At 44.3% G+C, this 13797-nt stretch carries 10 protein-coding genes; all 10 read right to left on the bottom strand.

What is annotated here, in order from left to right:
- Positions 1–4: 4 nt before the first annotated feature.
- Complete coding sequence (locus tag EHS13_RS15025; protein WP_155701120.1) at positions 5–1507, bottom strand: spore germination protein; 1503 nt, start codon at positions 1505–1507, stop codon at positions 5–7.
- 203 nt (positions 1508–1710) lie between these two features.
- On the bottom strand, positions 1711–3060 hold the full coding sequence (locus EHS13_RS15020) for an epoxide hydrolase family protein (RefSeq protein ID WP_227013946.1): 1350 nt from the start codon (positions 3058–3060) through the stop codon (positions 1711–1713).
- Between the two features lie 271 nt (positions 3061–3331).
- A complete protein-coding gene (locus EHS13_RS15015) occupies positions 3332–4723 on the bottom strand; it encodes an epoxide hydrolase family protein (protein ID WP_227013945.1) in 1392 nt (463 codons plus the stop codon).
- 53 nt (positions 4724–4776) lie between these two features.
- Positions 4777–5958 carry an epoxide hydrolase family protein gene (locus EHS13_RS15010; protein WP_155701119.1) on the bottom strand — a complete coding sequence of 394 codons (1182 nt, stop codon included), beginning with the start codon at positions 5956–5958 and terminating at the stop codon, positions 4777–4779.
- 60 nt (positions 5959–6018) lie between these two features.
- Positions 6019–7209 carry an epoxide hydrolase family protein gene (locus EHS13_RS15005; protein ID WP_155701118.1) on the bottom strand — a complete coding sequence of 397 codons (1191 nt, stop codon included), beginning with the start codon at positions 7207–7209 and terminating at the stop codon, positions 6019–6021.
- Between the two features lie 698 nt (positions 7210–7907).
- On the bottom strand, positions 7908–8456 hold the full coding sequence (locus EHS13_RS15000) for a pyridoxamine 5'-phosphate oxidase family protein (RefSeq protein ID WP_155701117.1): 549 nt from the start codon (positions 8454–8456) through the stop codon (positions 7908–7910).
- Positions 8457–8961: 505 nt separating this feature from the next.
- Positions 8962–10068, bottom strand: a complete 1107-nt coding sequence (locus tag EHS13_RS14995; protein WP_227013944.1) for a phosphodiester glycosidase family protein — start codon at positions 10066–10068, stop codon at positions 8962–8964.
- Complete coding sequence (locus EHS13_RS14990; RefSeq protein ID WP_227013943.1) at positions 10058–10528, bottom strand: hypothetical protein; 471 nt, start codon at positions 10526–10528, stop codon at positions 10058–10060. Before EHS13_RS14990 ends, EHS13_RS14995 begins: the two co-directional genes overlap by 11 nt.
- 537 nt (positions 10529–11065) lie before the next feature.
- Entirely contained in the window at positions 11066–11293 is a 228-nt protein-coding gene (locus EHS13_RS14985) for a DUF3502 domain-containing protein (protein ID WP_162463123.1), read from the bottom strand.
- Positions 11294–11498: 205 nt separating this feature from the next.
- Entirely contained in the window at positions 11499–13604 is a 2106-nt protein-coding gene (locus EHS13_RS14980) for a glycosyl hydrolase 115 family protein (protein WP_155701114.1), read from the bottom strand.
- Positions 13605–13797 lie beyond the last annotated feature (193 nt).

Raw genomic sequence — 13797 nt, 5'->3', positions numbered from 1 at the left:
TTCCCTAGTCTCCCTTTTGTTTGTTGGGACCTGGTTTTCTGGTACTATCCCCCATCCTCGTTTCGTTTCCGGACAATAATCTAGGGCGGGTTCTCAATTTCCACAGTGGAGACCTTATCAATATGTCTTTCATCAGGCTAAATTCGCCGACATCCAAAGGATGAAAAAGCGGAACGCCGAAAGAACGTAGGGTAACCAATCTCCACTGCAAAAAAAGGATGCCGACAATGACACCAAAAAGTCCGAAAAAAGACGCTATTACTATTAAAGAATAATTGATTATTCTTGACACATTTGTAAGGTTTATCGACGGCAGCGCAAAACCAGAAATCGCAGAGATCGCAACAATGATGATCACAACAGGGCTGACATAACTAGCTTCCACAGCTGACTGGCCTATGACGACAGCCCCAAGGATCCCGATGTTCTGGCCCAAACCTTTGGGCATCCTTATCCCTATTTCTTTTAGCAAATCAATAATGAAGGTCATGAGCAGCACCTCAATGACGGAAGGAAAAGGAACTTCCATTCTTCCCGCAGATATACGAACGGCTATAGTCGGGGGCATAATCGAATGATTATAGGCTACAAATGACACATACAGGGAAGACAATGTCGAAGAAAGAAAAAAAGCAGAATAGCGCAAAATTCTCATGATCGAACTGTATATCCACTTTTGCGAATAATCGTCGGGTGTTTGAAATTCCTGTAAAATCAATAAAGGTACAAGGATAACAAAAGAGAAGTTATCACATAGTATGGCTACACGTCCCTCTGCCATATTAGCGACGGTTACATCCATTCGCTCGGTTAGCTTATATTGAGGCCAAATCGATAAAGGACTATCTTCGATTAGTTCAATTATGACGGATATTGAATGGACTATATCGATGTCGATCCGGTTTAATCTACTGCTTATCTCTTCAATAATTTGGGGATTGGCTACATTTTTTAGCCAAACTATTCTTACTTTCGTATGAGAAGTCCCTCCTAACTCAGTCTGTCTAAACATTAAGTTTTTAGAAGGTAATCTCATTCTTAACAGGTTATAATTTTTATTTATATCTGAGGTAAACGCTTCATTCCCACTCTGTATGGAAGGCTCCGTTTCTGATTTTTCAGCGGCTTCACGCTTTAGTAGTGGCATAACTAAAGCAAAATCCGTATCGTTACTTGTTAATACAACATGACCAGTAAGGATAGCTTGTACGAGGTGATCTTTTTCGTCCGAATTATAGACTTTCGCTACAGAGATGACTCTTGATTTAATAATATCCATTAACTCGGCTGAAGTTAGATCAATTTCCTCCGAATTTTTGTCCTGTAATCTTTCAATTACAGATTTGTTAATCATATCGTTTTCAATTAAATTTTCTATGTAAATAACATTTACTTCAGCTTTCCCGTTCAAAACGGGGATATTTCTTGATACGAAGTCAGCATCGTCGCAAAATGCTTCTTTTAAATATTCCTTTAAGGACATTTTTTTTTCCTCATTAATAGACATTGATGATAAGGCCTCCTTTAATTTTATAAAAAAAGAGTATTAGTGCCGTTCCATATAGTTATGTTCATTCTGCTTCTAATTTATGTAAAAAGACTTGTAATATCACTTGATAGTAATTGAAAAAGCAGCCCAAATTTTAAAAGGGCTGCATTACTTTTCCTTGTGTATAGACACTATAACCTGTGGATTCCACATGACTCCGATTAGCGTAGCGACTTGAATGCAGCACGGAGTTCTGCAGCGAAAAGCTCTGGTTGTTCCCAAGCAGCGAAGTGTCCGCCTTTGTCGGGCTTGTTGTAATAGATGAGGTTGGGGTAGGCTTTCTTTGTCCAGCTCAGTGGGGCCTGGTATAGCTCACCGGGAAAAACACTCACCGCTACAGGAATATTGACGCCTTTGGCATTGAAAAAGCCACCTTTATATTCCCAATAGAGACGAGACGCGGAGACACCCGTGTTGGTCAGCCAATAAAGCGTAATGTTGTCGAGGATCTCGTCACGCGTTAATTCGCCTGTCTTGCTCGTAGTCCGGTTGAGTCCCTTTACGAACGCCGCCGCCGGCTGACCATTACCATCAGCGTGGTCGAGCAGCCAGGCGGCAAGGCCGACAGGCGAATCCACAAAGCCGTATAACGTTTGCGGGCGCGACCCCATAATCCTTGCGTTGTCGCTTTCTTTGGAAGTTCTAATCAATTGCTCATAGGCGCGCTGTTCTTCAGCAGAGAGACCCGATGGCGCGGGTCCACCGGTAAGGAGAGCCTTATCAACATCTGCCGGAACGGTGCCAGGCATGTTGGTGTGGATGGCTAATAATCCCTCAGGTGCCTGCAAACCCATCTGGTCGACGACAATTGCACCCCAGTCGCCTCCCTGGGCGACGTAGTGGTTGTAGCCGAGGCGCTTCATCAGTTTGTCCCATGCTCGGCCTATATGCTCGGGGCTCCAGCCGGTACTCGCTGGCTTACCGGAGAAACCATAGCCCGGCAACGAAGGGATGACAACATCGAATGCGTCTTCTGCTTTACCGCCGTAAGCAGTTGGATCGGTCAGCGGGCCGATAAGCTTGATCAGTTCCAACATCGAGCCCGACCATCCGTGCGTGATGATTATCGGAAGCGCGTTTTTGTGGCGCGAACGGACGTGGATGAAATGAACGGGCAGCCCATCAATCTCGGTGATGAATTGCGGAAGCGCGTTGAGCTGTGCCTCAACTTTGCGCCAATCGTAATCTGTCGCCCAATAACGTGCGAGTTCTTTCATCATCGCGAGCTGCACCCCTTGTGATGCATCAGCGACCGTTTCCTTCTCAGGCCATTTTGTCGCATTTATGCGCCTACGCATTTCAGTAAGTTCCGCTTCCTGAACATTTATATGAAACGGATGAATAGCGTTCTTTTCTGAAGCTTGTTTCTTTATCTCCTTTTGATTAGTTTTAGATTTTTGGGGATTTGCTTGCGGATTCCCTTCATTAACAATGGTATTAGTGCTGAAGGCCGTCAATACTAGGGACAGAGCCAAAAGCATTACCATGCGAAACCAATATTTGCTGCTCATAAGTAGTAACGCTCCATTCGGAAAGTTTTTTATGGATAACCTTCCGTTAGGTTCCATCCCAATTGCAATTCTTATTCCATTTTCTAAAATAATTATTTAGAAATAAGGGGCTCTAACAAAGATATAGGACCTGATGCAGAATCAGGTATCTCTTTGAGTGTGTGGCATTACCAAACAAAAACCCAGAAAGGAGCCGCCTCGCGGCAAGCTCCTTTACTATCGTTCTCGTTAAATTCATTGTGCGTTATGGAGTCATCGGGACATTACTGGCTTAACCTTGACGCAGCGACTTGAATGCCGTGCGAATTTCTGTAGTCAAAAACTTTGGCTGTTCCCAGGCTGCAAAGTGTCCGCCTTTAGGAAGTTTGTTGTAGTGAATGAGCTTCGGATATGCTTTCATTGCCCAGCTCTTCGGCGCTTCATAGAGCTCGTCAGGAAAGACGCTCACGGCAACCGGAATTTTGACGCCTTTGACGGCGAAGAATGGGAACTTGTTTTCCAAGTAGAGACGAGATGAAGAGACCCCTGTTTTCGTCAACCAAAAGAGTGAAATGTTGTCGAGAATATCGTCGCGAGTAAGCCCTTCTTTTTGTCCAGCAAAAACTCTAGAGATCAGGGCATAGCTCTTCCAGTCGTGATCAATCATAATGGATGCCAAACCGATAGGTGAATCCACCAGTCCAGTTAGCGATTGTGGACGCGTTCCCATAATGTAGGAGTAGCCGAATTTATTTTCGCGAACTTGGTTGAATGCTTTCTGCTCTTCGGCTGAGAGACCGGATGGCATCGGGGCACCGGACCAAATTGCCGCATCTACTGCGGGCGGAATCACGCCGGCCATGTTGGTGTGAATGGCAAGCAGCCCCTTAGGCGCCTGAACACCCATCAAATCGGTGACAACAGCACCCCAGTCGCCGCCTTGCGCAACATACTTTTTATAGCCAAGGCGCTTCATCAGCACATCCCAGGCACGTGCGATGTGGTCTGGACCCCAGCCGACCGTGCTAGGTTTTTCCGAGAACCCGTAACCGGGAATCGAAGGAATCACCACATCGAACGCGTCCGATTCCTTACCGCCATGTGCCGTAGGGTTCACAAGCGGGTCGATAATTTTCAATTGTTCAATGATCGACCCTGGCCATCCGTGCGTGACGATAATCGGCATAGCATTCTTATGCTTCGAACGAACGTGAATGAAGTGAATGTCCAAACCATCGATTTCGGTGATGAACTGCGGCAAGGAATTTAGCTTCGTTTCGATCTTCCGCCAGTCGTAATCGTTCGCCCAATATTTGGCGAGACTCTGGATAGTTGCAAGCTGCGCGCCATGCGATTGGTCCGACACCGGTTCCTTCTCAGGCCATCTCGTCGCTTTGATGCGATTACGCAATTCAGTGAGTTCTGCTTCGGGAATATTCACATGAAATGGACGAATGGCTTTCTTGTCTGTAGGTTGCTCTTTATTCTCCGTTTGAAAAATTTTCGATTCATGGGAATTTACTTGCAGATTTACTTGCTTAAAAACTTGCTGATTTTCTTGCTGATTTACTTGAGAATTTTTTTTCGGTTGTCCGCCATTAACATTGGCATTATTGCCGCAAGCCGTCAATCCTAGGGATAGGGCCAAAATCATTGCGGAACGAGACCAGTATTTGCTGCTCATAGGTAGTTATGCTCCATTCGTAAAGTTTTTTAGTGATATTCTTAGATTTCGGATTAACGAAGCGACTTGAATGCTGTGCGGAGTTCAGAGGTCATAAACTCTGGTTGCTCCCAAGCTGCGAAGTGTCCGCCATTTGGAAGTTTGTTGTAGTGAATAAGGTTAGGGTACGCTTTTTCTGCCCAGCTCTTCGGTGCTTCATACAGCTCGTCCGGGAATACACTAACGGCAACTGGGAGTTTGATGCCTTGGGCTGTTTTCAAGCCGAAGAAGGAAGATTTGTTCTCCCAGTAGAGACGAGCCGCAGAAATCCCTGAATTCGTGAACCAGAAGTGCGTAATATTATCTAGAATATCATCACGCGAAAGGCCTTCTTTTTGTCCGGCAAAAGCTCTCGAGATCAGGTCATAGCTCTTCCAGTCATGGTCAATCAAGAAGGCCGCCAAACCGACAGGCGAATCCGACAATCCGATCAGCGTCTGCGGGCGCGTTCCCATGAGGAAGGCATAATAGAATTTATTCTCGACAACTTGCGCGCACGCTTTCTTCTCTTCGTCTGAGAGACCGGCTGGCAACGGGTTGCCAGACCAAATCGCCGCATCCACGTCGGCCGGAATCACGCCAGGCATGTTGGTGTGCAAGCCGATCATACCTTTACACTCCTGAACGGCCATAAAGTCAACAACGATTGCACCCCAGTCGCCGCCCTGTGCTACATACTTTTCATATCCAAGGCGAGTCATCAACTCTCCATAAGCGCGTGCGATGCGTTTAGGATCCCAGCCGGTCGTGGTCGGTTTGCCGGAGTAGCCATAACCAGGCATCGACGGAATAACGACGTGGAAAGCATCCGATGCGCTACCGCCATGTGCCGTAGGATTGGTAAGTGGTTCGATAAGCTTCATCTGCTCGACGATCGAGCCCGGCCATCCGTGCGCAATAAGGATCGGCATCGCGTTTTCGTGCTTGGAACGAACATGAATGAAGTGGAAGTCCAGACCGTCGATTTCGGTAAGGAAATGCGGGAAGGAGTTAATTCTCGCTTCGATCTTGCGCCAGTCGTACTCATTTTCCCAATAACGAGCGAGTTCTTGAGACGTCGCAAGCTGCGTGCCTTGCGATTGATCCGAAACGGTTTCCTTTTCAGGCCATCTTGTTGCTTTAATGCGTCTGCGGAGTTCAGTAATTTCTTCTTCTGGAACGTTTATATGAAATGGGCGAATTTGTTGTTGTGTCATTTTGTAATCTCCTCTTGTGTGATTTAGCTTTAGATTTGAATATTTGTGTAGCCGAACCAATTATCGCAGCGACTTGAACGCTGTGCGGAGTTCAGAGGTCATAAACTCTGGTTGCTCCCAAGCTGCGAAGTGTCCACCCTTTGGCAGTTTGTTGTAGTGAATAAGGTTGGGGTACGCTTTTTCTGCCCAGCTCTTCGGTGCTTCATACAGCTCATCCGGGAATACACTAACGGCAACTGGGAGTTTGATGCCTTGGGCTGTTTTCAAGCCGAAGAAGGAAGATTTGTTCTCCCAGTAGAGACGAGCCGCAGAAATCCCTGAATTCGTGAACCAGAAGTGCGTAATATTATCTAGAATATCATCACGCGAAAGGCCTTCTTTTTGTCCGTCAAAAGCTCTCGAGATCAGGTCATAACTCTTCCAGTCATGGTCAATCAAGAAGGCCGCCAAACCGACAGGCGAATCCGATAATCCGATCAGCGTCTGCGGGCGCGTTCCCATGAGGAAGGCATAATAGAATTTATTTTCGACAACTTGCGCGCACGCTTTCTTCTCTTCGTCTGAGAGACCGGATGGCAACGGGTTTCCAGACCAAATCGCGGCATCCACGTCGGCCGGAATCACGCCAGGCATGTTGGTGTGCAAGCCGATCAGACCTTTACACTCCTGAACAGCCATAAAGTCAACGACGATTGCACCCCAGTCACCGCCCTGTGCTACATACTTTTCATATCCAAGGCGAGTCATCAACTCTCCATAAGCGCGTGCGATGCGTTTAGGATCCCAGCCGGTCGTGGTCGGTTTGCCGGAGTAGCCATAACCAGGCATCGACGGAATAACGACGTGGAAGGCATCCGATGCACTACCGCCATGTGCCGTAGGATTGGTAAGTGGTTCGATAAGCTTCATCTGCTCGACGATCGAGCCCGGCCATCCGTGCGCAATGAGGATCGGCATCGCGTTCTCATGCTTGGAACGAACGTGAATGAAGTGGAAGTCCAGACCATCGATCTCGGTAAGGAAATGTGGGAAGGAGTTAATTCTCGCTTCGATCTTGCGCCAGTCGTACTCATTCGCCCAATAACGAGCGAGTTCTTGAGACGTCGCAAGCTGTACGCCTTGCGATTGATCTAAAACTGTTTCCTTTTCAGGCCATCTTGTTGCTTTAATGCGGTTTTTCAGTTCGGCGATTTCTTCTTCCGGAACATTTACATGAAACGGACGGATGGCGTTCTTGTCTTGTTGTGGCATTTTTTTAGCTCCTTTTGATTTGTTTTGGATTTTGGGGTTTGTGCGTGACCGAGCCAACTAGCGCAGCGATCTGAGCATCGCGCGAAGTTTTGCAGTGAAAAAGCTCTGTCTGTTCCCCCCTGCGAAAAGTCCGCCTCTATCCACCTCGTGGAAGTAAATTAGCTTGTGATAACTATTCGTTAGCCAGTAAAGCGTGATGTCGTCAAGCATTTCGTCTTTGGTGGTGAGTGACTTCTCAGGGTCACGACTGCAATACACACAATCGGGAACTTATAATAGAAAAAGAAGCAAAGTTTTCACTCGGGTCATACAATTCCCATCCATAATAGTAACCACTTAAATCTAATTAACCAGTTACTAAACACATCCTATCATGAACTTAGAAGCATTGCAAGTAACAGTCTATTATAATTTTAGTAGTTACAACAATGGCGTCCATATGAAAAAAAAGGAACTGAGGTACTATGTTATGGACGATCTTCTTGCGGGTCAGTTTACTAAGATGAAACTCGGAACCGCTCCAAACGGTTCTGCCACGAAAATTTTCTGGATACCTGATGAAGGTCGGAAGCTTCCACGCGCGTCAAAAAGCCGCTGTATATGGCGGCTTTTTGACAAACGATTTATCCTAAACCTGAGTTCCCCGAGATAACCGTTTCGGTTACTCGGCAAATCACCTAGAATTGTGCTTTGCTACGTTACACCCGGTCGGCATGAACAGTCTTGCCTTCATAGAACATACGATCCAGTGCCACTTCTTTCTCTTTGGCCGTTAAGGAAGCTGCGGTTAATTTGTAGATGGCCGTTTTACTACCTAAGTAGGAAACATATCGTTCCAAATGACTCCGCTCCAGCGGTCGATCATAATAGCCTGGCACATACTTGTCCAGCATGATCTGCATGGCCTCCGTTGCTTCATTTATATCGGTTACGTGAAACAAGGATCCTTCGATAATGACACTCATATAGGCGGTATCCGTTGCGGCGGGTATCGGACTCGTGAGGGTCCCATAACTCTCACTGACTGTGAAGCAGGCTAGGGGGTTATGCTCGATATAAGTGACTTTTCTTCCTTTATCTGCCCCATGAAAATAGATGGCCTCGTTCAGCCAAACGAAATTGAGTGGAACTACATAGGGGACGTCTTCTAGAGATAAGCCTAGAAATCCAGTCTGGGCATGTTCGAGAAAGTCCTGGATTTTGACGGTATCCGTACAATTGCGTTTCTGATTGCGAATGGGAAACATAGTATTCATCACCTTTTTACTTTTTATATGGTTTAGGATAACTATAAGTACAACATCTTATAAATCTATTCTTATTCCATCTATGGAATTAAACATTAAAGTAAAACTTCCACTCCATTCATACGAATGCCTCTTCCATTTAAGTAACTACCTAAATTTAATATAATAGTTACAGTACATACTTTATCACGATCCAATATAGCCGTCAAGTCACTAGCTAAGTAATGATTTAGGTGTTACACAAAAAACGCTCCAATGCTTCTTCTAGTGTTGATGGTGCATTTTGTTTAAATTTCGTAAGCTTCAAAAAAATCATCCATCTCAAGTTAGTTTACTCAGATAATTATAATTGAATAGCAAAAAGCCTCATGATCCTAAAGGATCACAAGGCTTTTTGATCATATTTGTTACCGGTGAAAGGAATTGATGTTATCGTTCTGTCGGACTACGGTGCTGTTCATCGGATAGAAATGCATATTCAAATTCATGACATCCATCCTAACCACTATGACATTACCAAGAAGTTGGATACAAGCACTCTTTCACTTCCGTCCGATGGATTGTTCAGTATTTTGCCATTGTAATAAAATGCGCTCGATCCTCCGCCATCTAAATTATAGGCATCTTTCACATTGAATTCGAGCAGTTTATCCTGCGCATCCTCCAAAGTGACTCCAGCGCTGCCTTTCTGCCTTCCGTCGATTACAATGAACAACAAGTCTCCATTGGAAAAATGCCCGATCAGCGTGCGCGGTTCTTTCTTGTTGCTGTATTTTTTGGGAATGGTGAGTTTCTTACCATTCTCCAGCAAAGTAGGCACGAACGTAGCTCCCTGTGTCACGCCTAATTCCTCGACTTGCTCTCGCGATTTGACTGCCCCGCCTACCAAATGCCCGTTTTTATTAAGGCCAATAAAACTTAAATCAATCGCAGAAAAAGTTTTGATGACCCCATCCACGACAGTAATCCCCATCGGATAAAGCAGCCCATCATTTCCTTTAGCAAAGCCGCCGCCATTAATCGCCAAAGTGGCCCCTTTTCTTTTGGCAGCTTGACTTGTCGTTTCGCCCTTGTCCCCCACTTTATCATGGGAAAGCACAAGCTTGACCGCATTCGGGTCTTGCAGTTTTACTTTAGCCATATAACCGCGATATCCCGCAGCAGTCAATGAGAACACTTTGATCGTGGAACGTTCGCCAAAGGTTTGCCCTATCGGCTTGCCGAGTATGTTGGCTAACACATTATCCAGAGCATCACTTGTTTCCTGTGCATTTTTCTGACTGGTGGCAACTATATTTCCAACGGCATGAAGTTGGGCCGCATATTGTTCATTCTCCGCTTCCGACTGTTCGATGACACCTGCAAGCACTGCCTGATCGTCCTTAAGCTTTTTCATGAAATCAACTGTGCTATTTCCTGTATCGCTGTAGGTCTGCTTGGAATCTATCAGATGCTGCCCCATCTCCGCGAACTGTTGCTGCACCGCTGCAAAGGAGAGGACTGCCTGCTTGGATTGAGCGGCAGGGTCACCCGGATTGAAATAAATAGCAGCGAAGAAACTCGCAACCATTGTAAAGAATAGCAAGCTGGCCATTAGAATTCTAGTAAACACGGGCGGCAGCCTCCAGCTTGTTAATCACGACTTTCAGATTTTCCAATTGCTTGCTCAAATCTGTGATTCGCTGACTTAAGGTCTCTTTCGTTGTATCGGTAGAATCGATCGTGTCCCCAGTTAAAGCAATCTGTTCGTTGACCGCCGCCATTTCTTTCTGTACCGCTTCGAATTGCTGCTGTAACGTTTGTGCATTTTGTTTATTCTCAATTAATTGCGCTTGTAGATCTGCTACGCTTTTATTCAATTGATCCACGTTCTGTTGATTGGTTTGCTGTATACCATTCAGTTGTTGCTGAAACCCTTCAATATAATGTTTGGCGAGATAATAGCTTCCAAAACTTAAAACAGCCCATACCGTAAAAGTTGTTGTCCAAACAACCCATCTTCTGGCACGTCTAGGATGCTTCCTCTTTTCTTTCTGTAGAAGGGTTATTTCCGATTCAGATCTGTACGGCATGGGGTTTACATTTGCGCTCATTGCAGGCAACAATCCTTTCTGTCTGGTAATCTTCTATTATAGTTACCTATGATTCTATCAAAAGTTGTGCCTATTGGAGAGTTATACATAGATTGTCACAAGTCCGAATTTACTCTATATTCTCTAAAATGATAGATTATTAGAAAATTTCCTAAGAACCAATGAATTATTAGATTTAAAGTTAGTCGATGTCCTTTTTAAAGATATTCTTTTTAAAGATAAAGATATTCTTTCCACTCTAACACTTGGAAAACATTCAATTTCTAAAACTGTTCTATTGTGTCGACTACAACTACTTGTTATGCTGAACTTATGCAATGTAGACTAAAATTTACTTTACCATAATTTTCATCCTCAAAATTGACCTAATTCAAATTTAGTCTAGCGCGGTGAGATAGCATAATCTATATTATTTTGAAAAACAAATGCAGACTTTGATAAACAATAAACGCTCCATATCCCTTACGGTTTACGGAGCGCTTATAAATTAAAAGTTAATTCTGCAAAATTAAATATTTATTTAGTTTTCGCAGCCAGGAATGGATCAATTTGACTTTGCATCTCGGCTATTACTATCTCAGAACCAGCTTTCTTTAAACGTTCACGGATACTAACTGCTTCTTCTTCAGGACTTTTCTTCACAATGCCATAAACGAGCGGTTTTAGGTATTGCTCAGTGACATTGCTAATTGCCGCTAATTCATTCTTAATCTTACTGTCATCAAATATAAAATCTTGAACCAATATAACTTCATTGATCTGTAATTGCGCCGTCCGTAATGGAGTTAGTATAAATCTCCAAGAGCAGTATGAGCCATTCCATAATATTCTTCAGATCTAATAGCTATCCCATAAATCGAAGCTTCTACGATGATTAGTTCTTTTATAGTTTTTGTTTGTTTTTTCTAATTTCAGAAAATATAAAAGGCTGCTACTTATTGGAAGATACTTAGTTGTCTTTATGATATTCCTCTTTTAATAGAAAATAGGGTTTTAAAAGATGCGCTAGTTCATCGTCGGACAATGGATTACGGTGCGTATTTTCCAAATAGATATGTTTTTCCGTTTCTGCCATCAAAAATTCTTTGTACCATAAGAAAAAGTCTGGACTGTCACCGTGCATACGCAGAAACCGCCTAACCGTATCTACATTATAAATTGTACTTTCAATATTTGTGAGCCAGTCTGCTCGGTAGAACCGATCCCATTTCCCATGCTCGGCATCTTTTAAAATGACTAACCCTTTTTTATAGGACCACATCGATTCAGAGGCATAAACGAAAGCTTGTGGATATCTCTGTTCTTGATATTCCCCATACGAACGACAAAGCCAGTAAAAGCCTTCACATCCGGATAAATGTAGAGCTCCATGGAAATGTAAATGGTCTAATGCCCTTCTCATATCTTCCGTTCCTAATTTGTCCAGGACTTCATCGCATCTCTGAAGCCAAGCTCTCCACTTCTGTATGCCTTGTGCCAACAGCTCTTCGAAATTCTTCACTTGCTGGGTGAATGGAACCTCTCCCACAGCCCAGTATAATCTTGCGTCTGGCTGCCCACACATTCCTTGCAACCAATGACCGATGATTTGTCTGGCAGGATGATGATAATACTCATCTCCAGCCAAGTCATCAGCATGCGGTCCATATTGAATGGCCGCTTCTGTGTAACTGCGATATAATTCCTCCAACTCTTCATGGTGAGTAGCATAATAGCCGCTTACAAATTCGTTTAAATGCTTATTTACGTCTATAGAGCCCGCATTCCATAATTCCCGAATAATGTCAAGGAAATAGACATGTGGTCTAATATTTCCGCAGTTAATCAACAAATAATCATCAGCCCCGGCAGCGAATGCCGCCTCGATCTCCTGTTTCAGAAATTCCGATGAACCTGGGTACATCGTCAAATGATTAGAGGCTTGCAAATCATGGAACGTCACGTGATAATACAGACCATCTTTGCCACTATCATCGGCTGAAGGAAGCGACATTACGCGAAGATTCTGATTATTATGTCTTCGAGAAACCATTTTTCCATAACCGTTATCGGCCCATATTTTGATCACATCTTCTGGCAACTCCACATAGCCGCCTTTGTACAATTCAGCAATCTCACCATATAAAGCTACGCAATAAACTGGATTCTGGACAGCACTTCCAATCATGTCGTACTGCTTTTGGATGACCTTACTAATGATCGCACCACGCTTTTCTGACGTGTCGAACGAAGGATCGTTATACCAAAAAGGCGCGTCTCCTTGGCCTCTGAAGGAAAGTACCCATAGTACCTTCATATCCTTTTGCTCTTCAATTGCTTCCGCCCACAAACTTTCAAACAGCTCTGGAACCTCCTGGTAGCTGGCGTTCCTACCTGGGAATGCACGTAGAAACATTTCTGCGCCTAATGGCTCGGCATGATGATGCGTCACCCATAGCCCCATTTCTGCGGCAAGCTTATAGTGGATGCCATCTCTCGGCAAGTCTGTACCTGGAATGACCATATTGCCACCGCAGCGCAGCAGCGCTTCAAAAACTGGCTCCCAAACCTCCCTAGAAGGTGGATAGGATTCTTTCCATCCTATTAGGCACACTTCGTCGTTAACAAACCAGCCACGGTAAAGAACCTTCGGTATTTGGGAATCATAATTTTGCAATGGAATTACGATTTCGGAGTGCTTTGCAATGGCTTGATCTGCCCAAAACCAGAATGGTTGAACGCCTAATAATTTCTTGCTAAATTCTAAAATTCCATAAACAAGCCCCAAGTCATCATGACCTATGATCTCCATACGTGGAACCTTTCCGATCTCGTGGAAACGAAAGCCAAACGCTTCAGATCGTTTCGGAATGTCGTCCTTTTCTACTGCAATTCGCAAGCATAGATCCACTTCTTCATCCGTTCTTGTTACTAGTTTTGGCTTAGCTCCCAATACTGTTTCAAAGTCTCTAACCAGAATCCTCAAAGCATGTTCAACGGACGAAAACTGTATTTCAGGTATTTGTATGTATACCTGCCCTTTTAGAACCAGTTGTTCATTTGCATGAATCTTCATTCTCTTGTCAACAACCTTTCACTTAGTGCTATTATTTCCCCTCAACATATAGACACCCCCATAAACAGCATGGGGGTTACTCAAACCATATATTTCTTCTTCATATCCTTGTAAGCAGCTCTGTGTTCATCATTTACAGTTGACCGCGAATCTTTAAATATTCTTGAACGCCTGCATCATATATTTCACTGAA

It is taken from the genome of Paenibacillus psychroresistens, assembly GCF_009728935.1.
In the GTDB taxonomy this organism is placed as follows: domain Bacteria; phylum Bacillota; class Bacilli; order Paenibacillales; family NBRC-103111; genus Paenibacillus_AC; species Paenibacillus_AC psychroresistens.
This window is presented reverse-complemented; position numbering and strand designations above follow the sequence as displayed.

Bases quoted from the DNA above. Each gene is read 5' to 3' on its own strand.
- EHS13_RS15015 (WP_227013945.1), bottom strand. From the start codon at position 4,723: ATGAGCAGCAAATACTGGTCTCGTTCCGCAATGATTTTGGCCCTATCC.
- EHS13_RS15000 (WP_155701117.1), bottom strand. From the start codon at position 8,456: ATGTTTCCCATTCGCAATCAGAAACGCAATTGTACGGATACCGTCAAA.
- EHS13_RS14990 (WP_227013943.1), bottom strand. From the start codon at position 10,528: ATGCCGTACAGATCTGAATCGGAAATAACCCTTCTACAGAAAGAAAAG.
- EHS13_RS15020 (WP_227013946.1), bottom strand. From the start codon at position 3,060: ATGAGCAGCAAATATTGGTTTCGCATGGTAATGCTTTTGGCTCTGTCC.
- EHS13_RS15005 (WP_155701118.1), bottom strand. From the start codon at position 7,209: ATGCCACAACAAGACAAGAACGCCATCCGTCCGTTTCATGTAAATGTT.
- EHS13_RS14980 (WP_155701114.1), bottom strand. From the start codon at position 13,604: ATGAAGATTCATGCAAATGAACAACTGGTTCTAAAAGGGCAGGTATAC.
- EHS13_RS15010 (WP_155701119.1), bottom strand. From the start codon at position 5,958: ATGACACAACAACAAATTCGCCCATTTCATATAAACGTTCCAGAAGAA.
- EHS13_RS15025 (WP_155701120.1), bottom strand. From the start codon at position 1,507: ATGTCTATTAATGAGGAAAAAAAAATGTCCTTAAAGGAATATTTAAAA.